The organism is Micromonospora sp. NBRC 107095, assembly GCF_030269705.1.
GTDB classification, from domain to species: Bacteria; Actinomycetota; Actinomycetes; order Mycobacteriales; family Micromonosporaceae; genus Micromonospora; species Micromonospora parva.
On sequence record NZ_BSTU01000001.1, the window covers coordinates 921,507 to 945,479 of the forward strand.

Annotated in this window: 23 protein-coding genes; 12 read left to right on the forward strand and 11 right to left on the reverse strand. The window is 71.6% G+C overall.

Translation table 11 applies throughout. The annotated features are described in order from the left end of the window. Positions 1-52: 52 nt before the first annotated feature. Entirely contained in the window at positions 53-277 is a 225-nt protein-coding gene (locus tag QSK15_RS04420; RefSeq protein WP_026268779.1) for a winged helix-turn-helix domain-containing protein, read from the reverse strand. Between the two features lie 698 nt (positions 278-975). Here QSK15_RS04420 and QSK15_RS04425 point away from each other — a divergent pair. Next, positions 976-1,149 (forward strand): hypothetical protein, encoded by a 174-nt coding sequence (locus tag QSK15_RS04425; RefSeq protein WP_285793001.1) that lies wholly within the window; start codon positions 976-978, stop codon positions 1,147-1,149. Between the two features lie 225 nt (positions 1,150-1,374). On the opposite strand, the gene QSK15_RS04430 is transcribed toward QSK15_RS04425, so the two are convergent. Together QSK15_RS04430 and QSK15_RS04435 are read right to left on the reverse strand one after the other, a co-directional pair. After that, positions 1,375-1,974 (reverse strand): hypothetical protein, encoded by a 600-nt coding sequence (locus QSK15_RS04430; protein WP_285793002.1) that lies wholly within the window; start codon positions 1,972-1,974, stop codon positions 1,375-1,377. 61 nt (positions 1,975-2,035) lie between these two features. Then, positions 2,036-2,788: a hypothetical protein gene (locus QSK15_RS04435; RefSeq protein WP_285793003.1), complete on the reverse strand. Its 753-nt coding sequence runs from the start codon at positions 2,786-2,788 to the stop codon at positions 2,036-2,038. A gap of 69 nt (positions 2,789-2,857) precedes the next feature. On the opposite strand from QSK15_RS04435, the gene QSK15_RS04440 reads away from it, so the two are divergent. Both QSK15_RS04440 and QSK15_RS04445 read left to right on the forward strand, forming a co-directional pair. Beyond that, positions 2,858-3,943 (forward strand): Gfo/Idh/MocA family protein, encoded by a 1,086-nt coding sequence (locus QSK15_RS04440; RefSeq protein WP_285793004.1) that lies wholly within the window; start codon positions 2,858-2,860, stop codon positions 3,941-3,943. Positions 3,944-3,975: 32 nt separating this feature from the next. Continuing rightward, a complete protein-coding gene (locus QSK15_RS04445) occupies positions 3,976-5,247 on the forward strand; it encodes a ferritin-like domain-containing protein (protein WP_285793005.1) in 1,272 nt (423 codons plus the stop codon). Positions 5,248-5,293: 46 nt separating this feature from the next. Here QSK15_RS04445 and QSK15_RS04450 read toward each other — a convergent pair whose 3' ends face one another. After that, positions 5,294-5,950: a 4'-phosphopantetheinyl transferase family protein gene (locus QSK15_RS04450; RefSeq protein ID WP_285793006.1), complete on the reverse strand. Its 657-nt coding sequence runs from the start codon at positions 5,948-5,950 to the stop codon at positions 5,294-5,296. Between the two features lie 192 nt (positions 5,951-6,142). On the opposite strand from QSK15_RS04450, the gene QSK15_RS04455 reads away from it, so the two are divergent. Continuing rightward, positions 6,143-6,412, forward strand: coding sequence for a hypothetical protein (locus QSK15_RS04455; RefSeq protein WP_285793007.1), 270 nt, complete (start codon positions 6,143-6,145; stop codon positions 6,410-6,412). 44 nt (positions 6,413-6,456) lie between these two features. On the opposite strand, the gene QSK15_RS04460 is transcribed toward QSK15_RS04455, so the two are convergent. From QSK15_RS04460 to QSK15_RS04470, 3 genes are all read right to left on the reverse strand, one after another. Then, a complete protein-coding gene (locus tag QSK15_RS04460) occupies positions 6,457-7,239 on the reverse strand; it encodes a peptidase (protein ID WP_285793008.1) in 783 nt (260 codons plus the stop codon). Then, on the reverse strand, positions 7,239-8,522 hold the full coding sequence (locus QSK15_RS04465; protein WP_285793009.1) for a VWA domain-containing protein: 1,284 nt from the start codon (positions 8,520-8,522) through the stop codon (positions 7,239-7,241). Before QSK15_RS04465 ends, QSK15_RS04460 begins: the two co-directional genes overlap by 1 nt. Positions 8,523-8,888: 366 nt before the next feature. Beyond that, the gene (locus QSK15_RS04470) at positions 8,889-10,550 is read right to left on the reverse strand and encodes a dolichyl-phosphate-mannose--protein mannosyltransferase (protein ID WP_502889552.1); all 1,662 of its coding nucleotides are present in this window, start codon (positions 10,548-10,550) and stop codon (positions 8,889-8,891) included. 140 nt (positions 10,551-10,690) lie between these two features. Here QSK15_RS04470 and rsmI point away from each other — a divergent pair, with 140 nt between their 5' ends. Next, on the forward strand, positions 10,691-11,530 hold the full coding sequence (gene rsmI, locus QSK15_RS04475; RefSeq protein ID WP_377632706.1) for a 16S rRNA (cytidine(1402)-2'-O)-methyltransferase: 840 nt from the start codon (positions 10,691-10,693) through the stop codon (positions 11,528-11,530). Between the two features lie 31 nt (positions 11,531-11,561). Here rsmI and QSK15_RS04480 read toward each other — a convergent pair whose 3' ends face one another. Beyond that, on the reverse strand, positions 11,562-12,617 hold the full coding sequence (locus QSK15_RS04480; RefSeq protein WP_502889478.1) for a hypothetical protein: 1,056 nt from the start codon (positions 12,615-12,617) through the stop codon (positions 11,562-11,564). A gap of 149 nt (positions 12,618-12,766) precedes the next feature. Between QSK15_RS04480 and metG the strand changes: the two genes are divergently transcribed. Beyond that, complete coding sequence (metG, locus tag QSK15_RS04485) at positions 12,767-14,569, forward strand: methionine--tRNA ligase (RefSeq protein WP_285793013.1); 1,803 nt, start codon at positions 12,767-12,769, stop codon at positions 14,567-14,569. 43 nt (positions 14,570-14,612) lie between these two features. On the opposite strand, the gene QSK15_RS04490 is transcribed toward metG, so the two are convergent. Continuing rightward, a complete protein-coding gene (locus QSK15_RS04490) occupies positions 14,613-15,860 on the reverse strand; it encodes a hypothetical protein (protein WP_285793014.1) in 1,248 nt (415 codons plus the stop codon). A 129-nt stretch (positions 15,861-15,989) separates the two neighbouring features. Here QSK15_RS04490 and QSK15_RS04495 point away from each other — a divergent pair, with 129 nt between their 5' ends. From QSK15_RS04495 to QSK15_RS04520, 6 genes are all read left to right on the forward strand, one after another. Beyond that, the gene (locus QSK15_RS04495) at positions 15,990-16,889 is read left to right on the forward strand and encodes a TatD family hydrolase (RefSeq protein WP_285793015.1); all 900 of its coding nucleotides are present in this window, start codon (positions 15,990-15,992) and stop codon (positions 16,887-16,889) included. 46 nt (positions 16,890-16,935) lie between these two features. After that, on the forward strand, positions 16,936-17,805 hold the full coding sequence (gene rsmA, locus QSK15_RS04500; RefSeq protein ID WP_285793016.1) for a 16S rRNA (adenine(1518)-N(6)/adenine(1519)-N(6))-dimethyltransferase RsmA: 870 nt from the start codon (positions 16,936-16,938) through the stop codon (positions 17,803-17,805). Positions 17,806-17,891: 86 nt separating this feature from the next. Beyond that, positions 17,892-18,842: a 4-(cytidine 5'-diphospho)-2-C-methyl-D-erythritol kinase gene (locus QSK15_RS04505; protein ID WP_285793017.1), complete on the forward strand. Its 951-nt coding sequence runs from the start codon at positions 17,892-17,894 to the stop codon at positions 18,840-18,842. Between the two features lie 118 nt (positions 18,843-18,960). Continuing rightward, positions 18,961-20,766, forward strand: a complete 1,806-nt coding sequence (locus QSK15_RS04510) for an ABC-F family ATP-binding cassette domain-containing protein (protein ID WP_285793018.1) — start codon at positions 18,961-18,963, stop codon at positions 20,764-20,766. A gap of 101 nt (positions 20,767-20,867) precedes the next feature. Further along, a complete protein-coding gene (locus tag QSK15_RS04515) occupies positions 20,868-21,323 on the forward strand; it encodes a DUF4383 domain-containing protein (RefSeq protein ID WP_285793019.1) in 456 nt (151 codons plus the stop codon). Positions 21,324-21,527: 204 nt separating this feature from the next. Further along, positions 21,528-22,004 carry a DUF4383 domain-containing protein gene (locus QSK15_RS04520; protein WP_285793020.1) on the forward strand — a complete coding sequence of 159 codons (477 nt, stop codon included), beginning with the start codon at positions 21,528-21,530 and terminating at the stop codon, positions 22,002-22,004. Positions 22,005-22,010: 6 nt separating this feature from the next. On the opposite strand, the gene QSK15_RS04525 is transcribed toward QSK15_RS04520, so the two are convergent. Together QSK15_RS04525 and QSK15_RS04530 are read right to left on the reverse strand one after the other, a co-directional pair. Beyond that, positions 22,011-22,709 (reverse strand): TetR/AcrR family transcriptional regulator, encoded by a 699-nt coding sequence (locus QSK15_RS04525; RefSeq protein ID WP_285793021.1) that lies wholly within the window; start codon positions 22,707-22,709, stop codon positions 22,011-22,013. 224 nt (positions 22,710-22,933) lie between these two features. Next, positions 22,934-23,899, reverse strand: coding sequence for an acyl-CoA desaturase (locus QSK15_RS04530; RefSeq protein WP_285793022.1), 966 nt, complete (start codon positions 23,897-23,899; stop codon positions 22,934-22,936). Positions 23,900-23,973 lie beyond the last annotated feature (74 nt).

The following is a 23,973-nucleotide window of genomic DNA, read 5'->3' on the forward strand; positions in this document are numbered from 1 at the left end:
CAGAGCGCCCAGAACTTACAAGCGAGGGGTCGGGACTCGAAGATTCCCCGGCTTACCGCGGAAGCGGGTTGGCGACGTAGACGCCCTTGCCCTGCCGACCGTCGATCAGCCCTTCGGCTTTGAGCAGCAGCATGGCGGCGCGGATGACGGTGTTGCTCACCTCGTAGTGCTCGCAGAGGGCGGCGAACGAGGGCAGCTTGTCGCCCGGCTTCAACTGGCCGGAGCTGACCTGCTCGCGGATATCCCTGGCGACCTGTAGGTATGCAGCTTCAGACATCGGTGGTGCTCCCAGCTTGGCGGCTGGTGCAAGCAGACCACACCTCCGGCTCGACTTACAACGCTATGTGTCGTAGCTGTTGACTCTGCGCACATTGCGTCCTAAGTTGCCCCTGGGGCTACCCAGCTTGGCGGCGGGTCGTCCTGCCGTGGGTGCCCTGTTTCCGGACACGGTTGACCGGGTGCCCACGGGATCGCAAGGGGCGGCGGGAGGCATGGTGACCAGACCGAACGATGCGACTGGTTCGACCGCAGGCGCCGTGTCGCGGACCGGGTACGACCAGAGGCAGGACAACAGCCGCCGGCAAGTTTTGTACGACGAGTACGTCCTGGCGGTGGCGCTCACCCTCGCCCGCCGTCATCGGCCCGTCTGGTCATGGCGGCACTGGCGACACGTCTGCCGCTGCGGAGGCAACCTGCCCTGCCGAAGTCGTCACCGCATCCCGATCAACCGCGGCCACTGGCCCAGCCAGGGCGGCCCGCGATGACCACCCACCACCCGATCAAACCGACCTGGTCCTGCGGCGGCTGTGCGGGGGAGTGGCCCTGCCAAACTCGGCGGCGGGAACTGCGAGCTGAATATGATCGCGCCCCCATGTCGCTAGCCCTCTACCTGGCCGCCCAGCTCGTCGACGCCACCCGCGACCTGGCCCACGTCTCCGCCGGCCACCTGCACTACCGATTCCTCGGATGGACGCGATGAGCATCCTTCGAGCCGGCGACGAGAAGTTCCACTACAGCGACGGCTCCCACAGGTGGATCCCGCCGGACCCGGCCTACGACCAGGAGGTCTGGAAGGAGCAGGTCCGCCGGCACAAGCAAGGGCACCTCAGAAACGAGCGCCCGAAGGTCCGCATCCAACGTCTGATCTGATGCCGGCAGTACAGCAGCGAAGTACAGCAACCGTGCCAGCCGAACCAGGCCGAGCAGCACACCAACGGGCTGTCTGACCTCGCATCAAGCCTGATTCGACCGGCTCGCCCACAGTTCGCATCGAGGGGGTCAGGGGTTCAAATCCCCTCAGCTCCACCCCAGGTCAAAGGCCGTTTCCGCGAGTCGGAGGCGGCCTTTTCCGATCTTCCAGATGGCGGTACGACGTCACTGGGGCTCCATCGACACGTCGCGCGGCCACCCGCCGAGATGCGCGAACTGGCGAAGGTAGCGCTCGCACCTCTCGGCGAACTCCCCCGGCTCGGGTGGCAGTCGAGTCGCCGTGACCACCTGACGCGGGTCGGAGTGGCCCGGCCGCAGCAGCCGGATCTGGTCGTCGGTGAACTGTCCGCCGCTGAGGTCGGCGACGGCAAGTGCCAGGGACAGCGCTACGACGACGCTCACGCAGGTGCGGTACGGGCTGAAGACGGCCTCCGGGCCACCGTCGGTCTCCGGCTCGTGGTCCATGACCAGGAGCCAGACACGGTCCTCGAAGCCCGGGACATCGATCTCCAGGTGGATCGAGCCCGGCATCCCGTTGGGCAAGCGGTCGATGCGGTCGCCTATGGTGGTGGCCCGCAGGTCCGCCGCGTCGAGGCGGCGTCCGGAATCGACCCGGCGTCCCTGTTCGTACCGTCGGTCGGTGACGACGCTCAGCTCGGGCGTCGTGGTGATGCCGAGCAGTTCGGCCAGGGTGGCTCGCGCGGCGGTCACCAACTCGGCGAGCGAGATGGGCCGGGCCACTGTTGCCTCAAGGTCGACTGACACGCGCGCCTCCAATCTGGTCGGGTAGTTCGGTGGTCGGTGCCCGGCCCAGGGAGTGCCTGGTCTAGGAGAAGCGTTCGGTCGTCACGGGAATCAGGCCGTGCTGCCGCAGGACGTTCGTCAGCGCGGACACTGTCGATCCGAGCGCCGCTGTGGCACCGGTCGCCAGCAGCGCGGTCACGTCGAGGCCCCAGGCGAGGGTGTGGCCGACGCGGCGCAGGTCCCAGCTGAACTGGTCGCCGTGCCCATCGAGGTGACCACTCGCGACGGACGCGCTCGTGCCGGGAGATGCGCTCGTGCCGGCGGCCGGTGTCCGCCAGGCCGTGCGGAGGGCCGCCACCTGCTCGGGGCGGAGATCCTTGGCGAAGAGGACGCGGTACACCCGCCGTTCGTGGAAGCCGGCCGGCGGCTGGGCGGGGCCGAGCCGCAGCGGCGGGGCGCTCGCGATCGGTTGATGGTCGAGAAAGTGTGTACGGAGCAGCGCCTCGTCCGGCAGTTGCCCACCGCCGAGCGCGCGGTGGACGTCCTCGGCCTGCCGGCGGGAGGTGGGGACCACCCGGGCCAGCATCTGGGGGTTCGTGCGGATGTCGCGGCTCAGCGCCCCGGAACTCCACCAGCCGGCCTGCGGGGTCCACGCCGCGCTGTCCAGCCCTGTCGTGACGAGGTCGCGGTCCCGGGTGAACTCCTCGACGACGATGCCCTCCACGGTGGAGGTCGAGTCGCTGACTCCAACCAGGTAGTAGTCCAACTGCGGCCGCGCGCCGGTCACCTCGAGGGCCGCCGACGCGCGCCCGGCGGGTAACGAGTCGATGGTCATCACGGCAACCGTAGCGAAAAACAGGCCCCAGCAACGGTTAGCATCCGGACCTCTAGGTGAGGAGCCCAGATGACGTCGGTCGCGCAGACCCGGTTCGGCATTGTCGGCAGTGGTTGGCGAGGTGAGTTCTTCCTTCGTCTGGCCAGGCTGCTCCCCGAGCGGTTCCGGGTGACCGGGGTGGTGACGCGTACCGAGTCGCGGGGAGCTGCCGTGACCGCCGACTGGGGTGTGCGGACCTTCCGGACGACGGCCGAGTTGCTCGCCCACGAGCGGCCGGACTTCGTCATCGTGTCGGTGCCGTGGTCCGTGACACCGGAAGCGACCCGGGAGTTGGTAGCGGTCGGCGTACCGGTGCTCGCCGAGACGCCGCCCGCCGCCGACCTGGCGGGTCTGCGCTCGCTCTGGGCCGACGTCGGGGGCAGCGGTCTGGTGCAGGTCGCCGAGCAGTACCTGCTGATGCCCGGGCACGCGGCCCGGCTGGCGCTGGTCCGCGCCGGGGTCCTCGGTGAGCCGACCTCGGTCCAGATCTCGTCGACCCACCTGTACCACGCGGTGTCGCTGGTCCGTGGCCTGCTCGGCGTCGGTCACGAGACCGCCGAGGTCAACGCGCGCGCCTTCGTCGCGCCGCTGGCCAACCCGCTCTCGCCGACCGGCTGGAGCGGTGACGACACACCGCAGCAGCTCTCCACCACACTCGCGACAATCGACTTCGGCGGGCGGATGGGGTTGTACGACTTCACCGACAACCAGTGGTGGAACCCGCTGCGTACCCGTCGGTTGGTGGTGCGCGGCTCGCGCGGTGAGCTGGTGGACGACCGGGTTGTCCGGCTGGTCGACCCGACCACGCCGGTGGAGTCGTCACTGGTACGACGCCAGACGGGTCTCGACCTCAACCTGGAGGGGCTCGACCTGAAGCACATCAGCTTCGACGGTGAGGTGGTCTACCGCAATCCCTTCGTCGGTAGCGGGATGTCCGACGACGACATCGCGGTGGCCGACATCGTCGCCCGCGCCGGGGCGTGGGCGCGGGAGGAGGGCCCCGCTCCGTACTCCCTCGCCGAAGCATGCCAGGACCACCTGATCAGCCTCGCCATCGAAGAATCGGTACGCACCGGGCGGCCGGTCGTCACCGACGCCGAGGCGTGGGCGCGGTAACCGAATGTTTGCGGGACGACGGGGGAAGAGACATGGGTTTCGAGGCCTGGGTACGTGAGTTCACCGAGAACGCCGAGCGACGCCGGGACGGGCCGGATCCACAGTGGAGCACGGGGAGCCCGCTGCCGCCGGCGCTGATCCGGAGCCTCCAGCGATTCCAGGCCGGTGAAGACGGCGACGGCGTGAATCTCATCAGCAAGAGTGAGCGGGCTGGTGACCCGACCTATCTGGCGGCGGTCCGACTGTTCGTCGCCGAGGAGCAGAACCACGCCCGGCTCCTCAAGCACCTGCTGCTCAGCGCGGGCGGCGACGTCATCGACGGGCACTGGACCGACCGGGTGTTCGTGGCGATCCGGCGTGCCCTGGGGCTGCGACTGGAACTGATGACGCTGATGGTCGCCGAGGTGGTCGCCCTGCGCTACTACCGAGCCGTACGCGACGGCACGGATGATCCACTGCTCTCGGACGTGGGTGCCCGCATCCTGGTCGACGAGGAGAGGCACGTGCCGTTCCACACCGAGCGGTTGCGCCAGGGATGGGCCGACAGTGCTGGACCGGTGCGGGCGGCGGTGGCCGCCGGTTGGTGGGTGTTGCTGTTCGGCGCCGCTGTCGTGGTCGCGTTCGGGCACGGCGTCGCGTTGCGTCTGCTCGGTGTCGGCCGGCTCCGGTTCATCGCCGATACCGCGACGCTGTTCCGGTCGGTTGTACGGGAGGTGCTCTTCGGCGTCGGTCGGGAGGTTCACCCCGCCAGTGCCACGAGTGCGGCTGCGCAGCCCGCAACGGTGCGTAGCTCCCGACAACGGCTCTGGCGCTGGGGAGCGATAGCGCTGGTGGTCGTCGGATTGGCGGTGGCGCTCTACCCGCCGGCGCACTTCTGGGGTCCACGGCCCTACCGGCACCCGGACGGGATCTTCGGGGTGACCCGGGGCGACTTCGAGGACGACATCCTGCCGCACTACCAGGTCAGTCTGCCGTGTGACGTTGATGGCCTGCGATACAGCAACGCCGAGGACATGACCGGACCGATGGGTGAGTTGTACCTGCACTTCACCACGTCCGCGGGGTGCCTGGACCGGATCCTCGACGGCTGGGCCGCCGTACCGGCGGCGCCACCGACGATGGCGCCCACCGATGCGGGGTTCCCGCTTCCCGCAGAAGCTGTTCCCGACACCATCGGGTGGCGCTTCGACGCGCCGTCGTACCAGGTCTACCAGCGCCAGGGGGACCTGGTGACCGGGCACGTGGTGGCGGTGCGCGACGGCAAGCGGCTCAGTGTGTACCTGCTCGGCCGCTACGCCCACTGACGACGCCCGAGGCGGGGCTGCCCGGCTGGAGCGGTAGCCAGCAGGGTCAGCCCCGCCCAAGCACTGCGGCGGTGCGGACCAGCCCGTCGGCGATCACGAAGCGGCCGGTGATCGACGCGGGCGCGTCGTCGACTTCTGCCGCGTCCACCCGGGTCGGTGCGATCCGGGCGGTGAACGTGCCGGCATCCGGATCAAGTTCGACTCGCGCGTCGTGGAAGCCCAGCCAGTCGCGGACGATCGGGTACCACACCTTGTAGACGGTCTCCTTCGCGCTGAACAGCACGACCGGCCAGCAGGTGCCGCCGGGCAGCCGCGCGCAGGCGGTCTCCTCCTCGGGCAGCAGCACGAGTCTGCGTACTCCGGGATTGATCTCGTGGTGCTGCTCGGCGTCCATTCCGACGGACCGGACGTCGGTGCTGTGCGCCGCGGCGGCGGCGCAGTAGCCGGCGGTGTGGGTGATGCTGCCGACCACCCCGGCTGGCCAGACCGGCGCGCGGTCGGCGGAGGCCGGCACTGCGGTCATCGCCAGGCCGAGGTCGCGCAACGCCCGGCGGGCGCACATCCTCCCGGCGGTAAAGTCCCGCCGACGGGTCTGCGCGGCCCGTTCGTTGAGACATGCCAGCTCAGCGGGGAGCAACTCGCCGGTCCAGTCGTCGGGCCCGGCGATGGCAACCGCGACCGTCGGTGGCAGCAGGTCACGCATTCCGATTGCCTACTGGTCGGTAGGAATGGCAGATCAGGTCAACCGTCAAATTTCCGACTCCCACGACCGCTGAAAGTACCGCAAGGATGTAACACCGGAGGGACGCGCAGCGCCCTCCCTGATGGCTCCGGGGGGACCACCATCAACGCTGGCCGGCGCGGCCAGACCCGTGGACATCTGGAAGGACGTGCGATGACCGATGGTGCGGAACGGCCGGGGGTGCCGGCTGACGATCACGCCCCGAAGACCCCCTGCTGGAGCTGCGGCTCCTGCGGTGACGAGTGGCCGTGCGCGACGAAGCGCGCCCGGCTGCTGGCGGAGTACGGCGGTGATCGCGCCATGCTCAGCGTTTATCTGGGGTCCTGCCTCGCCGCCGCCACCGAGGATCTGCGCGCCGCACCGGTGATGTCGCTCCAGGACCGCTTCATCGGCTGGTTGCCGCGCGGCTCCCGGCGCAGCTGAGCCTCTGGTGGCCCCACCACCGGGCGGGGCCACCAGAGGGGCGTTCAGCGACGTCGGGGCCGCCGGGTGACCGCGAAGCCGAACACGCCAGCCACCGCGGCGAGCGCACCACCGATGCCGGTCCAGACCCAGCGCGAGCCGAGATCCGGCAACCAGTCCGTCAGCGGGTCGCCCTCGTCGTCGGCCTCCGCGTCCACCGGGGGTACGGCGTTGAGCACCGTGCCGGCCCTGGTGTTCGGCACCAGCGGGGCGGCCAGCTCCCCGTCGTCGGCCGAGCTGCCCCGGTCGGCGACGGTGCCGACCAGCAGGTCGACGTCGATCGGCGCACCCAGATCCGGCTCCGGCAGGTCGATCACGGAGAGCCGGATGACGTACGTGCCGGGTAGTGGGTCGGCCGACCAGGGCTCCGCCCACGGCCGCACCTCGCGCAACGTGCAGCCCAGCACCACCGTCGACGCCTTCGCGTCCACCGTCGGGGTCTGGGCCCCCGCCGTGCACGCCTGGCGGCGGCGGAGCCCGTCGAAGACGTCGACGGTCCAGGTGGAGGCCCCGTCGCGTCCCTTCGGGAAGGTCACGGTGGCGGTGATCTCGTGCACCTGACCGGCCGTCGCCGGGAACGACCAGTAGAGGTGGTCGCCGATCGAGGCGTCCACCCGTACCGGCTGTCCCGCGGTGATCGGGGTGGCGGTGAGGAACGACGTGCCGGCACGGTTCACCGGCGTGGCACCCGGGGAGGGGGTGGGTGCGGCGACGGCCGCGGCGGGGAGCAGGGCGGCCCCACCGGCGGCGAGTAGCGCCGCCATCGACCGGAACAGTGCGCTACGCATCAGTTCTCCCTCCAGGTGGCGACCCACCAGCGGGTGAGCAGGCCGGCGAGCAGGCCGGTGATCAGCCCCGCGATGGTGAGCAGGGCCAGCAGCACCCAGCCCCGGCCGAGGTCCGGTCCGTCCGGTGCGGGCGCGGCGGGGACCACGTCGATGGTCAACTCCACCGGCATGCCCGGCGTCGCCGCGGTGCCGGGACGCGGAGCGAACGAGTTGCTCACCACCAGGCAGACGGTGGTGGGCTCGACGACCGGCGCCGAACTCTCCTCGGTGTCCGTGGCATCCTCATCGTCGGCGGTGGCCGACCAGCGCAGCCCGGCGGAGAGCACGTCGGCCCGTCCGCTGCCGGCGTCCGCACCCCGGACGAGTTCCCTGCCGTCGGCCGCGGTGGCCCGCAGCAGCACCCCGTAGTCCCGGTTGACGGCACGATCCAACGCCATGCTCACCGAAGCCCGCAGCTCCTGCCCGGGGCGGATCGGCACCCGGTAGTAGCGGTGCTCGGAGAACGACTCCCGGTCGGCGTAGACGCCGGGTGCGAGCAGTGGCGCCGAGTCGCACGCGTTCGTGCCGCCGACCACTGTCGGGGCCCGGGTGTGCGTGTCGCCGGCCCGCTCCACGAGCTGCTTGATCCGGTCGGTCAGCTCCTCGGCGCTCTGCGCGGCGGTGTAGGTCCCGCCGGTCGCGCTGGCGATGCAGAGCAGCTGCCGGCGGACCTTCTCGTCCGGGGCCAGACCGAGGGTGTCGACGACCAGGCTCGTGCCCTGGGCGGCCAGTTCCCGGGCCACCTCGCACGGGTCCGGCGGAGCGCAGGTGTCCTCGCCGTCGGTGATCAGCACGATCCGCCGGGTGGTGTTCCCGCTGCCCAGGTCCTGTGCGGCGGAGCGCAGCGCCAAGCCGACCGGGGTGAACCCGGTCGGGCGGAGTGTCGCCACCGCCGCCTTGGCGGCGGACCGGTCCACCGGGCCGACCGGCACGATCTGTTGGGTGTCCTGGCAGCCGATCTTCTTGTCCTTGCCGCGGTAGGTGGCGCCGAGCACCCGGATGCCGAGCTGTGTCTGTTCGGGTAGCGCGTCCACCACCTCGTTGAAAGCCTGCTGGGCTACCGCGATCCGGGTGCGCCCGTCGATGTCGGCGGCGCGCATCGACCCGCTGACGTCGAGCACCAGCTCGACCCGGGGCGGCTCGGGCGCCGGCTCCTCGTCGGCCTGCGCCGGGGCGGCCCCGGCCAGTGCGGTGGTCGCCAGCAGTCCGAGAAGGACGGCTGTCGATCGTCTGAAGTTGATCACGGCCCGCAGTGTAGTGAGATCCACTTTGGATGATCACTTGGGTTGCCGGCGGTCCGAGCCCCGACGGCGTCGGGCTGGTCACCTGTCACCGCGGGCCGGCAGTGCCCGCGCTCTGGGTCCACGCCGGGTCACCCTCGGTCAACTGTTCAAGGAGAGGTGTCGGTCCGGCCACCATCCGTCGGAAATCTGACCCAAGTCGACCCGTTGTGCCGGTGGTGCCCGGTGGTTAAGCTCTTCTTGCGCGCCCCAATCGCCCGCTTCCCCCGTGGCAGGCGATCGGGGCGCGCGTCTTTGTGAGAAGGGCCCGCACGCTTCGGCGTGCGGGCCCTTCTTCCGTCGCGCTGAGCGGCGCGTCGCTGTCGATGCCTATATCCACCGACCGTCGAGCCACATCCGGGACAGCCAGTCCGAGTACGGAATCACCTTGCCGACGAAGATCGGATAGAAGTACGCGAAGCAGACACCGACCAGCAACACGTAAGCCCCCGCCGCAATGCTGCCCACCAGCCGGCGTTCATAACTCGGGTCACCGGGTACCAGCGGCGCCACCGCACCCACATCGCCCTCGGCGGGCGCAATCAGCGCGCCCAGCACGTACACCACCGCCAGCACCAGGAACGGCACCACGGGCGCGGCGTAGAACGAGAACATCGTCCGGCCGTCGAGGGCGAACCAGAACCACGGCAGCAGCCCGGCGGCCACGGTCAGCAGGATCGCGCCGGCCCGCCAGTCCCGACGGGCCACACCCAGCCAGACCAGCGCCACCAGGGCGGGCAGGAACGACCACCAGAGCAGCGGGGTGCCGAGCAGCAGAATCTCCGAGGCGCAGGTCGGCGCCCCGCAGACGCCGTTGTTGGCGTAGTGGAACGCCACCGGTCGGCCCAGCAGCAACCACTGCCACGGCCACGACTGGTACTTGTGCGCGTCGTCGAGCTGGGCATGGAAGCCGTACGCCGCGCGGTGGTACTCGTACAGGTTGATCAGCGGGCCGATCACCGGGCGGTCGCTGAGCGGGGCACTCGGGTAGGCCGACGCGAGCCGGTAGTAACCGTCGTCGGTGAGCAGCCAGCCCGACCAGGTGGCCAGGTAGGTGCCGATCATGACCACGCCGGCGAGCACCAGCCAGGGCAACTCGTCGACGAGGGCGTCCCGCCAGGGCCGGCGGACCCCCGCCGAGCGGCGGACGCCGACCTCCCAGAGGAGCACCAGCAGCGCGAAGGCCGGCACGAAGTACAGAGCGCTCCACTTCACCGCACACGCGCAACCGATCAGCACCCCGGCCGCCAGCCGCCACCACGGCCAGGTGCGCCAACCGGTCGGTGGGCGGCCGGCGCGGCCCGGCTGACTCGGGTCGAGCCCGTCGTCCAGGGCTCGTGCCCAGCGTCGACGGCGGGCGTCCCGGTCGAGCACCAGCGCGCCGAACGCGGCCAGCACGAAGAAGAGCAGGAAGATGTCGAGCAGGGCCGCACGGGACAGCACCAGGTGGAAGCCGTCCAGCGCGAGCAGCAGACCGGCCGCGCAGCCGAGCACCGTCGAGCGGAACATCCGCCGACCGATGCGAACCAGCAGCAGCACCGACAGCGTGCCGATCACCGCGGCCGAGAAGCGCCAGCCGAACTCCGGCGCGGTGGTCATCAGGTGCCCGGGAACGGAGACCCTGGAATCGGCGTCCTGGTAGCCGAAGGCCCACTCGCCGAGCCCGATCAGCCATTTGCCCAGCGGCGGGTGCACCACGTACGACGGGACGTTGTCCTTGTAGTTCCACTCCACGCCGCGGGAGATCAGCCCGTAGGCGTCCTTGGCGTAGTACGTCTCGTCGAAGATCTTGCCCTTGGGGCTGGACAGCCCGACGAAGCGCACGATCGCCGCGATGGCCACGACCACCGCCGTGGCCAGCCAGGAGAACCGGTCCGCCTGGGTGTCGACGGTGGCGAACCGTCGCCGGACCGCGGCGGCCACCCCGCCGCCCTCGGCGCTCGGTGCCGTCGGCTCCTGGGTGGCACCGGGCTCGCCCGACACCTGGATCATCTTGTCCGGGTCCGCGCTCGGGCTCTGCGCTGTCGACGCACTCGTCACCCGGCGATCGTAGGCTGCCAAGGTGTCCGGTGGCGTCCGTCGTCCCTGATACCGGTATTCCCAGCAATGAAGGAGACGAATCCGTGGGTGAAATGTCCGAAGTTGGGCGCCTGATTCTGCTCGGTGCTCCGCTCGGCAACCCCGCCGACGCCTCGGCCCGACTCCGGGAGGTGCTGATCAGCGCCGACGTGGTCGCCGCCGAGGACACCCGTCGGCTCACCCGGCTGGCCCGCGATCTCGACCTCACCGTCGGTGGTCGAATCGTCTCCTACTTCGAGGGCAACGAGGAGCGGCGTACCCCTGAGCTGGTCGAGGCCATTCTCGGCGGATACGTGGTGGCGCTGGTCACCGACGGCGGGATGCCGAGCGTCTCCGACCCCGGCTACCGACTGGTCCGCGCCACGCTGGAGGTCGGGGCGCCGGTCACCGTCGCCCCCGGTCCCAGCGCGGTCACCACCGCGCTGGCCGTCTCCGGGCTGCCCTGCGACCGGTTCTGCTTCGAGGGCTTCCTGCCCCGCACCCCCGGCGGGCGTCGATCGCGGTTGCGCGCGCTCGCCGCGGAGGAGCGCACCCTGGTCTTCTTCGAGGCGCCACACCGCATCGGGGCGACCCTCACCGACCTGGCCGACGCGTTCGGGGCGGACCGGCCGGCCGCGCTCTGCCGCGAACTCACCAAGACCTACGAGGAGGTGCTCCGCCGCCCCCTCGGCGAACTGGCCCGGTGGGCCACCGAGGGGGAACCGCGCGGAGAGATCACGCTGGTGGTGGCCGGGGCGCCGGTGACCGCCGCAGAACGCCCCGACGACGACACCCTGCGCGCCGCCGTCGCCGAACGGGAGGCCGCCGGCCGGTCCCGCCGGGACGCCATCACCGACGTCGCCACCGAGTACGCGCTGCGCCGCCGGGACGTCTACACGATCGTGCACAGCTGACCGAGGTGGCCGGGCTTCCCTGACGGCGGGATCACCACGCGGCGACCAGGAAGCCGACGGTGATCAGCGTGGGGCCGGCGACGGCGGCGGCCACCGCCCAGCGGCGGTGCCGGCGGCCGGACAGCCGGGCCGAACCGGTCCACCGGACGATGCCCGCGGTGCAGCCCAGCACCACCAGCAGACCGGGCAGCCACCGCAGGTGCCGGCCCACGCCGACGTCCGCGTACGCGGTGCCGCTGTCCGGGCCGGTCATCCGCGCCGGCAGCCGGCTACCGGCCGCACGCCCCTCGACGGACACCCCGCTGACCCGCACGCCATGGGCGATGAACCGCCCGTCGTCGGCTGTGAAGATCCCCCGGCACCGCTGGGTGAGCCCGCCGCCGGAGCAGTCGTCGATCACCACGGTGCCCGACCGGGCATGCCCGACCGCGAGCCAGAACGGGCCCGCGCTGACCCAGGCGAAGAAGGCCGCCACCAGGCTCAGCACCACCAGCACGGCGAGCCCGGGCAGCGGATCCGGCGGTGGGGGCGTACGGCTCGGTGCCCGCCGCCGCACCAGCCGAAAGCCGCGAAACCGCTCCGGTGCGGGGTCCTTGCGGACCGGGGTGCCGTCCCAGTGCACCTGTTCGATCGGTGCCCAGAAGGTGTCACCGTCGTCGTCCAGCGTGTCGTCCGGCCGGCGGGCCCGCTGGCGGCGGCTCTGCTGCCGTACCGGCACCCGACGCGGCACCGCGTCCACCGGCGCCCCGGTGGTCGGCTCCACCTCGACGGACTCCCCGTCGACCGGCACCGAGTCGGCGAGCGGACCGGACAGGGCGGGCCGGGTCGGGCCGGGTGCGGGTACCGCCGGGGTCGGCCGGGCCGGAGCGGGCGACGGCGCCGACGGCGTGGGTCGGGCCGGGGTGGACCGCCCGGCCGGGGTGGGCCGCTGCCCACCCGGCTCGGTGCCGGGCACCAGCCGGGGCTGGGGCGCGACCCCGGTGACCCGGGGCGTGGCCGGCTCGCGCCCAGGGTCGTCGCCGACCGCCGGTCCGGTGGGACGGTCCTCGTGGTCCCGCGCCGCTCGTCTGCCCGTCACGACGTTCATTGCACACCGCCCCAGGAGCCGAAACGGGCAGCTGAGCCGCGTGTCGACGACAAATCGGACCAACGGGCGAGGTGGTCGGCCCGGTCCGCCGGTCGGGGACCCCCCATTGGTTCGCGGACGCCCCGACCGGGTCACTAGGCTCACTGCTCATGAGTCACGTTCTCGCGGCAGTGGCCTGGCCGTACGCCAACGGCCCCCGCCACATCGGCCACGTCTCCGGTTTCGGCGTTCCCTCCGACGTCTTCGCCCGGTACATGCGGATGGCCGGCCACGACGTGCTCATGGTCTCCGGCACCGACGAGCACGGCACTCCGATCCAGGTGCAGGCCGACGCCGACGGGGTGACCCCGCGCGAGCTGGCCGACCGGTACAACAGGGTGATCGTCGAAGACCTGCACGGCCTCGGCCTCTCCTACGACCTGTTCACCCGCACCACCACCCGCAACCACTACGCGGTGGTGCAGGAGCTGTTCGAGGGGATGTACCGCAACGGCTACATCGTGCCCAAGACCACCATGGGTGCGATCTCCCCGTCCACCGGGCGCACCCTGCCCGACCGGTACATCGAGGGCACCTGCCCGATCTGCGGGTACGACAGCGCCCGCGGTGACCAGTGCGACAACTGCGGCAACCAGCTCGACCCGATCGACCTGATCGACCCGAAGTCGCGGATCAACGGGGAGACTCCGAAGTTCGTCGAGACCGAGCACTTCTTCCTGGACCTGCCGGCGCTGGCCGAGGTGCTGCGGCAGTGGCTGGACACCCGCGAGGGGTGGCGGCCCAACGTGCTGCGGTTCTCCCGCAACCTGCTCGACGACCTCCAGCCCCGGGCGATCACCCGGGACCTGGAGTGGGGCGTGCCGATTCCGCTGGACGGCTGGCGGGACCGGCCGGACAAGCGGATCTACGTGTGGTTCGACGCCGTCATCGGCTACCTGTCCGCCTCGATCGAGTGGGCCCGCCGCTCCGGCGACCCCGAGGCGTGGCGCAAGTGGTGGTCCGCCGACGGTGCGGGTAAGGACGCCCAGTCCTACTACTTCATGGGCAAGGACAACATCGTCTTCCACTCGGTGATCTGGCCGGCGCTGCTCTCCGGCTACTCCGGCGAGGGTTCCCGTGACGGTGAGCCGGGCGAGCTGGGCCGGCTCAACCTGCCCACCGAGGTGGTCTCCAGCGAGTACCTGACCATGGAGGGACGGAAGTTCTCCTCGTCCCGCAAGGTGGTCATCTACGTCCGCGACTTCCTGGAGCGCTACGACGCCGACGCGCTGCGCTACTTCATCGCCGCCGCCGGCCCGGAGAGCAACGACACCGACTTCACCTGGGCCGAGTTCCTCCGCCGCAACAACGACGAGTTGGTCGCCGGCTGGGGCAACCTGGTCAACCGGTGCGTCTCGATGGCCGCGAAGAACTTCGGTGCGATCCCCGCTGTCGACCCGGCCGGGCTCACCGAGGCCGACGAGGCCCTGCTCGCCGTCGCCCGGGCCGGGTTCAGCACGGTCGGCGACCTGATCGGCCGGCACCGGCAGAAGCAGGCCATCGGCGAGGCCATGAGGGTGGTCGCCGAGGCGAACAAGTACCTCTCCGAGCAGGCGCCGTGGAAGCTGAAGGGTGAGGCCGACAAGCCCCGGATGGGCACCATCCTGCACGTCGCCCTGCAGGTGATCAGCGATGCCAACACGCTGCTCACCCCGTTCCTGCCGCACTCGGCGCAGCAGGTGCACGAGCTGCTCGGCGGCACCGGCGTGCACGCGCCGATGCCGGTGATCGAGCAGGTCGACGACCTGGACGGCGGCCCGGCGTACCCGGTGCTCACCGGGGACTACACCGTCGGCGCGCGCTGGGAGTCGGTGCCGATCGAGGCGGGCCGACCGCTGGCCGCGCCGAAGCCGGTGTTCCGCAAGCTCGACCCGTCGATCGTCGACGAGGAACTGGCCCGGCTGGCCGATTGACCGCACGACGCGCGGCGGCGGGTCGCTCCGCCGCCGCGCGCCGTCACATCGCGTACCGGGTGTCCATCACCTGGTCGTCGGTCACCTCGGCGCCCGGCGCCCAGGCCTCGTAGACGCCGCGTTCCTGACACTGGGCGCCGGTGCTGAGCACCGCGTCCGGGTTCGGGTGGCGCAGCCGCACCCGCAGCCAGCCCGCCTCCTCCCGCAGCACCAGACAGGGCACCCCCCGCCACTGGGCGAACCGGACCCGGCGGGCCACCGCGTCCACCGGGTAACGGGCCGCCCGGGTCATCGCCAGCACCCGGAACCCGCCGGGCAGGTCGGCGACCGCCTCGTACTCGTTGTCGCCGTACGTGCCGACCAGTTGGGTGGAGCGGGGCACGTCGGCGTTCGGCACGTACTCCTGATCCGGGGAGAGACCCGGCACCGCGGCCAACAGGTGCCGCCACTGCGGGCCCACCATCCGCAGCCACCCGCGCTGCTCGGCCTGGTAGGTGTACAGCACCACCTCCGCCCCCTCCGCCGGGTAGGCGATGAGGGCGGCGTTCGCCGGCATCGGCAGGTCGGCGAAGTCCCGGGTGATGAACTCCGGGATGAGCTGACCGTTGCTGGGCGTGAAGCCGGTGCCCAGCACGGGAGCGCCGACCCGGTCCCGGGAGGCCAGCGCGGTCAGGCCACGGTGCGCGGGGCCGGCCGGCACGTCGTAGTCACCACTGTCGGACGCGCGCCAGCGCAACACGTACGCCACGTCCGGGCCGTCCCGGCCGGCGTCACCATCGGTACGCAGCACCTTCGTCGTCGCCGGCGTACGCAGGTGCGCCACATCGTGCTCCCGGTAGCAGAAGCCGTGCGGCAGCCAACCCCGGAGGTGACCGGCGACCTGCTGGGCCGAGAGCACCTTCACCATCCGGGTGCCCCGCCGGACCACCGCCGACGCGCGCGCCATCGCCAGCACCGGGTCGCCCGCCGCCGCCGGCTGCTGGCTGAGCTGGTGCAGGTACGCCCAACCCCGCTCGCGATGGGCCGGCATCAGCAGCGGCGTCTCCGGCTCGTCGGCCGGTTCCGTCGCACCGTGCACCGCTGTCACCTCGGTGACGTGCACGAAACGCCGCCACGGCAGGGCGCTGCCCGGGCGGGGCGCCCACTCGAAGCCGGCCACCTCGTCGGCGCTGAACAACTCGTACGCGGCACCTCGGGCGATCTCCTCGGCCGGGTACACGGCGCCGCCGAACGCCACGTGCAGTCCGGTCCGTTCGCTGGCCGTGCCGCCGGCCTGGGGGGTGACGCTCATGCCGTCGCCTCCCTGCTCGCTGGGATGGGGTCCGCACGCTGTCGCGTCCGCTCGTTGGCGACCGTAGAGTCGCGCGGCGTAGCCGAGGTGAACGTCGGGTGGCGGGCAGATGGACAGCCCCGGTGTGTGATGCTGTCGCTGATGAGCGAGCCCAGAGAATCCCGCCGCGACCGTGCCGCCCGGCGGGCCGGAGAGTTCCCGCCAGCCCCCGAGTCGTTGCCCCGGGCGGTGCTGGACAGCCACACCCACCTGGACATCACCGTCAGCGAGGCCGGGGTGCCCGGCGGCGGGCCGGCCGACGACCCGGTAGCCGTGGCCATCGCGGTGGCCACGAAGGTCGGCGTGGACCGGTTGGTCCAGGTGGGCGTGGACGTCGCCTCCTCCCGGTGGGGCGCGGACACCGCAGAGCGGTACCCCGCCGTGCTGGCCACCGTGGCGCTGCACCCCAACGAGGCGCCCCGGCTCAACGACCTCGACGAGGCGTTGCGGGAGATCGAGTCACTCGCCGCCCGCGACCGGGTCCGGGGGATCGGCGAGACCGGAATGGACTTCTTCCGCACCGGCGACGAGGGGCGTGCCGCGCAGGAGGAGAGTTTCCGGGCGCACATCGCCATCGCCAAGCGGTACGACAAGACGTTGGTCATCCACGACCGCGACGCGCACGCCGACGTGCTGCGGATCCTCGACGACGAGGGCGCCCCGGACCGGGTGGTGCTGCACTGCTTCTCCGGTGACGCCGACTTCGCCCGCGAGTGTGTCCGCCGCGGCTATCTGCTGAGCTTCGCCGGCACCGTCACCTTCGGCAGCGCGACGGCGCTGCGCGGGGCCGCCGCGCTCACCCCGGTGGACCAGATGCTCGTGGAGACCGACGCCCCGTACCTCACCCCGATGCCGTACCGCGGCCGGCCGAACGCGTCGTACCTGATTCCGCTCACCGTCCGGGCGCTCGCCGCGACCACCGGCAACGACCTGGACGAGCTGTGCGCGGCCATCTCCGCCACTGGCGACCGGGTCTTCGGCCCGTGGTGAGCCCGGCCCGACGGTCGGCACCGACCCCGTCGCTACGCTGCCTGCCATGACCGGTCTCCTCGGCCCGGCGGAGATCCGGGAACTCGCCGCCCGGCTTGGCGTCGCGCCCACCAAGAAGCTCGGCCAGAACTTCGTGCACGACCCGAACACCGTGCGTCGGATCGTCACCGCCGCCGGCCTGACCCCCGACGACGTGGCACTGGAGGTGGGGCCCGGGCTCGGCTCGCTGACCCTGGGGCTGCTGCCGATCGCCGGGCACGTGCACGCCGTGGAGATCGACCCGGTGCTCGCCGGGGCGTTGCCGGAGACCGTCGCGCGGCACGCCGGGGCCGATGCCGCCCGGCTCACCGTGCACCGCGCGGACGCGCTGCGCATCGCCGCCGCCGAGCTGGCCGACCCGCCGCCGACCGCGTTGGTGGCGAACCTGCCCTACAACGTCGCGGTGCCCGTGGTGCTGCACCTGCTCGCCGCGCTGCCCACCCTGCGGCACGGCCTGGTGATGGTGCAGAAGGAGGTCGCCGACCGGCTCGTCGCCGGCCCCGGCTCCAAGGTGTACGGCATCCCGTCGGTGAAGCTCGCCTGGTACGCCCAGGCCCGCAGTGCCGGCAAGGTGCCGCCGAACGTGTTCTGGCCGGTGCCCAACGTCGACTCCGGCCTGGTCGCCTTCACCTGCCACCAGCCGCCCCGCGCCGACGTACCCCGGGAGCGGGTCTTCGCCGTGGTGGACGCGGCGTTCGCGCAGCGCCGCAAGACGCTGCGCGCGGCGTTGGCCGGCTGGGCCGGTGGCCCGGACCGGGCCGCCGCGGCGCTCACCGCCGCCGGCGTCGACCCCGGCGCCCGTGGGGAGTCGCTGACCGTCGAGCAGTTCGCTGCCATCGCCGCGTCGGCTCCGGTCGGTACGCCGGCCGCGAAGTAGGCTGACGCCGTGCCCGCCCAGGACGCCGAGGAGCTGATCGTGGCCAAGCCGTTCGACATCCGCCTGCACCTGCGGGACATCACCCCGTGACCGAGGCCTGGCGACCGGACGACGAGGACGAGCGACGTGGGGCCGCCGGCCCGGTGCGGGTGCGGGTGCCCGCGAAGGTCAACCTGCACCTCGGGGTGGGCCCGCTGCGCCGGGACGGCTACCACGAGCTGAACACGGTCTACCACGCCATCTCCATCTACGACGAGCTGACCGCCCGGCGCGGCGACACGTTGGCGTTGACCATGGAGGGCGAGGGCACCGGCGAGCTGGCCCTCGACGACTCCAACCTGATCATCCGTGCCGCGCACGCCCTCGCCGGGTACGCGGGTGTGCTACCGCACGCCCGCCTGCACCTGCGCAAGCAGATCCCGCTCGCCGGTGGGCTGGCCGGTGGCAGCGCCGACGCGGCCGCCGCGCTGGTGGCCTGCGACGCGCTCTGGGGCACCGGGCTGTCCCGCGACGAGCTGGCCGGTATCGCCGCCGACCTCGGTTCCGACGTGCCGTTCCTGATCTACGGCGGCACCGCGCTGGGCACCGGCCGGGGCGAGGCGGTCAGCCCGGTGCTGGTCCGCCCCACCACGTGGCACTGGGTGGTGGCGATCGCCGACGTCGGCCTGTCCACCCCGGCCGCGTACCGGGAACTGGACCGGCTGCGCGACTCCGGTGCCGCCGGGGCCCCGCTGGGCAGCACCGACGCCCTGCTGGGCGCGTTGCGCCAGCGGGACCCACGGGTGCTCGCCCGGACACTCGGCAACGACCTGCAGGACGCGGCACTGGCCATGCGCCCGACGCTGGCCGACACCCTCAAGGCCGGCGAGGCGGCCGGTGCGCTCACCGGCATCGTCTCCGGCTCCGGCCCGACCTGCGTCTTTCTCGCCGCCGACGGGGCCAGCGCGGAGCGGATCGCCGCTGAGCTGACCGCCGCGGGCGTCTGCCGGGAGGCACGGGTCGCGCACGGTCCCGTCGCCGGCGCCCGGATCGGCTGACCACGCGTCCCACGAGCGGCTGGCACGCGGCGCGGGCCTTCGGGGCGTCCGCGTACCCTGGGGAGAGGCGTCCAGGTGCCCGCCGGCACCGGGACGCCTTGACATTGAAGGGTGGAACGTGGCGAACATCGTCAATCTGGACCGGGTGTCCAAGGGGTACGGCGCCGCCGGGCGGCTGCTCACGGACGTCTCGCTCGGCCTGGACGACGCCGACCGGATCGGCGTGGTCGGCCTCAACGGCGCCGGCAAGTCCACCCTGCTGCGGCTGCTCACCAAGCAGGAGGACCCGGACGACGGCCGGGTGACGCACCGCCGCGACCTGCGGGTGCTGTGGCTGCCGCAGCAGCTCACCCTCGCCCCCGACGCCACCGTCCGGGACGTGGTGCTCGGCACCGCCTGGCTCGACGAGGGGATGGGCGCCGAGCACGAGTGGGCCGGCGACGCTGGGGTGCGTGCCATCCTCGACGGCCTCGGCATGCCGCACCTCGGCCTCGACCAGCCGGTCGGCCCGATGTCCGGCGGCGAACGACGGCGGGTGGCGCTCGCCGCGCTGCTCGTCCGCGACTCCGACCTGCTCATCCTCGACGAGCCCACCAACCACCTGGACGTCGGCGGTGTCGACTGGCTGGCCCGGCACCTCACCGGCCGCAAGGGCTCCCTGGTCGTGGTCACCCACGACCGGTGGTTCCTGGACGCGGTCTGCACCACCACCTGGGAGGTCGCCGACCAGACGGTCCGCGCGTACGAGGGTGGTTTCGCCGCCTGGACCCTCGCCCGCGCCGAGCGGGAGCGCGTCGCCGCCGCCGTGGAGGCCCGCCGGCAGAACCTGCTCCGCAAGGAGATCGCCTGGCTGCGCCGTGGCCCACCGGCCCGCACCTCCAAGCCGCAGTTCCGCATCGACGCCGCGAACGCGTTGATCGCCGACGTGCCGCCGGCCCGCGACACCATGTCGTTGCAGCGGATGGCGGTTTCGCGCCTCGGCAAGCAGGTGTACGAGCTGGACGACGTCGAGCTGCGCGCCGGGCCGAAGGAGATCCTGCGCGACGTCAGCTGGCTGGTCGGCCCCGGCGACCGGATCGCCATCCTCGGGGCCAACGGCGCCGGCAAGACCACCCTGCTGCGGATGCTCGCCGGCATCACCCGCCCCGACGGTGGCCGCCTCAACACCGGCTCCACGGTGCGGCCGGCGTTCCTCTCCCAGGAGCTTGCCGAGCTGCCCGGGCAGCTGCGGGTGCTGGAAGCGGTGGAGGAGGTCGCCCGCCGGGTGCAGCTCGGTGACCGGGAGGTCTCCGCCTCCCAGCTCGCCGAGGTGTTCGGCTTCGACGACCGGCGGCTCTGGACCCCGGTCAGTGACCTCTCCGGTGGGGAGCGCCGCCGGTTGCAGATGCTGCGGCTGCTGGCCGGCGAGCCCAACGTGCTGCTGTTCGACGAGCCCACCAACGACCTGGACACGGACACCCTCGCCGCGCTGGAGGACCTGCTCGACTCGTGGCCTGGCACGATCATCGTGGCCAGCCACGACCGGTACCTGATCGAGCGGGTCACCGACACGGCGTACGGGATGTTCGGTGACGGTCGGCTGGTGCACCTGCCGGGCGGTGTGGACGAGTATCTCGCCCGGACCGCCGAGCGGGCCGGGACCAGCCGCGCCGGGGGCACCCCGACCGCCGCGGCCACCGGGGCGACCGCGAGTGGCATGTCCGCCGCCGAGGTCCGGCAGGCCCGCAAGGAGCTGACCCGGTTGGAGCGGCAACTCGGCAAGCTCGACCAGCGGGAGACCACGCTGCTCGACCAGCTCGCGGCGGACGCCACCGACTACGCCCGGGTGGCCGAGTTGGACACCCAGCTCAAGGATCTGCGCGCCGAGCGGGAACGGATCGAGGAGAGCTGGATGACGCTCGCCGAGGACCTGCCCGAGAGCTGACGGGCGGGGCGCACCGGCCCGGCCCCCGTGTGCGGCGTCACACCGCCACATGCGAGACAATCGTCCGCGACACCTCACCTCACGGCGTTGGAGACACAGACATGGCCCACACCCCCGTCAACCACCCCGCGCGGCCGATCTACCGGGCGATCGGCGGGCTGACCGGTCTGTACCTGGTCGTCTTCGGGGTGCTCGGCATCATCGCGAGCACGGGCAACGAGATCCTCGCCCAGGACGACACCCGGGTCCTCGGTCAGGGCACCAACCTGGGCTTCTCGCTGCTCAGCGTGCTGCTCGGGATCGTCGTGCTGGTCGGCACCGTGCTCGGCCGCAACATCGACGTGGCGATCAACCAGTGGCTGGCGTACAGCCTCATGGTGATCAGCCTGGCCGGTCTCGCGTTCATCCGGACCGACGCCAACATCTTCAACTTCAGCATCACCACCGTGATCGTGGTGATGTCGGCCGCACTGGTGCTGCTGATGGTCGGCATGTACGGCAAGGTCGGCACGGAGGACGAGGCGGAGGCGTTCCAGAAGGCTCGGCTCGTGCTCTGATCTTCCGCTTGTGGGTTTCGCCGGAGCCCGATCTGCTCCGGGCGGTCAGGCTTGATCCCTGCGCAGCTCGGGCTCCGGCGAAAACCTGACCTGGTCCAGCCTTTCGGCGGACGCTTCCGGCATTGGGGTTCTTCGGACAGTTGGGTCTGGCCTGGGCGACAATTCCCCTGAAACGGTCAATTCAGGTGGATGGGGTTCAGGGCTATGCCGCATTTTCCGGTTAACCATCCGGCTCGGCCGCTCTACCGGGTCCTCTCCGGGCTGATCGGCGTCTACATCCTGGTCTTCGGCGTCTGGGGCGTCGCCGAGACGATCGGCGACCCGCTCTTCGCCCGCAACGGCACCTGGGCCCTCGGACTCCGGACCAACCTGGCCTTCTCGCTCGCCTCGCTGATCTTCGGGGTCTTCCTGATCATCGGGGCCTCGCGGCGCACCAATCTCGGCCACTACATGAACCTCACCGCCGGTGTGGTGTTCCTGGTGACCAGCATCCTGATGATGTCGGTGCTGCAGACCGAGGCGAACTTCCTCAACTTCTCGATGTCGACGGTGGTCGTGTCGATGCTGTTCGGGCTGATCCTGCTCGGCACCGGCCTGTACGACAAGGTCGGCCCGCCGGAGTCCGCCGAGGCGGAGTTGGAGCACCGCAAGCACCCGGTGGCCGACGTGCACCGCCCCTGATCGGGGTCAGCCGCGCCGAGCGGTGATCAGTGTCGGCTTCGCCTCCAGGTGCGACAGCCCGTTCCAGGCCAGGTTGACGAGGTGCGCCGCCACCGTCTCCTTGCGCGGCTTGCGTACCTCCAACCACCAGCGGCCGGTCAGCGCCACCATGCCGACCAGCGCCTGCGAGTACAACTCGGCGAGCTTCGGGTCGTACCCCCGGCTCTTGTACTCGGCACCCAGGATGTGCTCGACCTGGTGCGCCACGTCGTTCATGACGCTGCTGAAGGTGGCGGTTCCGGACATCAGCGGTGACTCGCGGACCAGCACCCGGAACCCGCTGGTCTCCTCCTCGATGTAGCCCAGCAGGGCCAGTGCCGCCTGTTCCAGCAGCTCGCGTGGGTGCCCGGCGGTCAACGCCGTGGTGATCCGGTCCAGCAGGGCCCGGACCTCCCGGTCCACCACCACCGCGTAGAGCCCCTCCTTGCCGCCGAAGTGCTCGTAGACCACCGGTTTGGAGACCTTGGCGCGGGCCGCCACCTCCTCGATGGAGGTGGCGTCGAAACCTCGCTCGGCGAAGAGTTGCCGCCCGGTCGCTATCAACTGCTCCCGCCGTTGGGCCGCCGACATGCGGACCCGGGAGGTGGCTTTGGCTTTCGGCGCTGCCGTCGGCGTGGCCCGTCGGCCGGCGGCACCGGCCGCCGCCTCCCCGCTGGTCTCAGGCATGTCGCCGCCTTGCTGGCGCTCGGTGACGCCCTGCCGTGGGATGGTTCCTCCGCTGTGCCCGTTCACGTCGTCGCCTCACTGGCGGGCGGTCCGACCACCCTGCCGCGCCGTTCGACCGTACCCGGATCAGGCCCGGCCCCCCGTCCGCCGAGCCGTCCGGTCCCCCCGCCTGGCTCGGTCATCCGGCCATCCTGCCAGGCGGCGTCCCCGAGCACCGCCCGGTTTCAGCGGGGTGCGACCGGCTTCACGAGCTTGGCGGCGATGCGTTCCGGCTTTGGCCAGCGCACCTGCGTCGCCGCGCCGGTCTTCTCGAACAACCAGATCACGCGGGCGGAGATGTCCACCTGACCGCGTAGCACGCCGTGCCGGGCGCTGGTCGGGTCGGCGTGGTGCAGGTTGTGCCAGCTCTCGCCGAACGACAGGATCGCCAGCGGCCAGAAGTTCGAGGCGCGGTCGCCCTGGCGCATCGCGAACGGACGCTCGCCGTAGACGTGGCAGACCGAGTTGATCGCCCAGGTGACGTGGTGCAGCAGGCCGATCCGGACCAGCCCGGCCCAGAAGAACGCGGTCAGCGCGCCCTGCCAGGACCAGGTCACCAGGCCGCCGATCAGCGCCGGGCCGAGCAGCGAGATGGCCACCAGCGCGGGGAAGAGCCGATCGACCCGGCTGATGTCCCGGTCGGCGATGAGGTCCGGTGCGAAACGCGCACGGTTGGACAGCTCCCGGCGGAACAGCCAGCCCACGTGGGCGTGGAACAGGCCTCGGGTCAACGCCCAGAAGCTGGTGCCGAAGCGCCACGGTGAGTGCGGGTCGCCCTCCAGGTCGGAGAAGGCGTGGTGTCGTCGGTGGTCGGCGACCCACTGGATGATCTCGCCCTGCACCGCCAGCGAACCCGCGACGGCCAGGGTCACCCGCAGCCACCGCTTGGCCTTGAACGAGCCGTGGGTGAAGTAGCGGTGGAAGCCGACGGTGATGCCGAGCCCGGAGACGACGTACCAGACCAGGCCGATGATCACGTCGGTCCAGCCCAGCCAGCCGCCCCAGGCCACCGGCACGGCGACCAGCAGGGCGACGAAGGGGATGACCACGAAGGCCCAGAGGGCGGCCAGGATGCCGGGGGACTGGCTGCCGTCGGTGAGTGGTTTGGGGCCGGGTCCGGCGGTGTGGGGATCGAGCAGAGCAGTGGACATGGGACCTCGCAGGGGGAAGAAGACGATCACTAAGCTACGCCTACGTCACCGTAACTTACGGCACCGTAGATCGC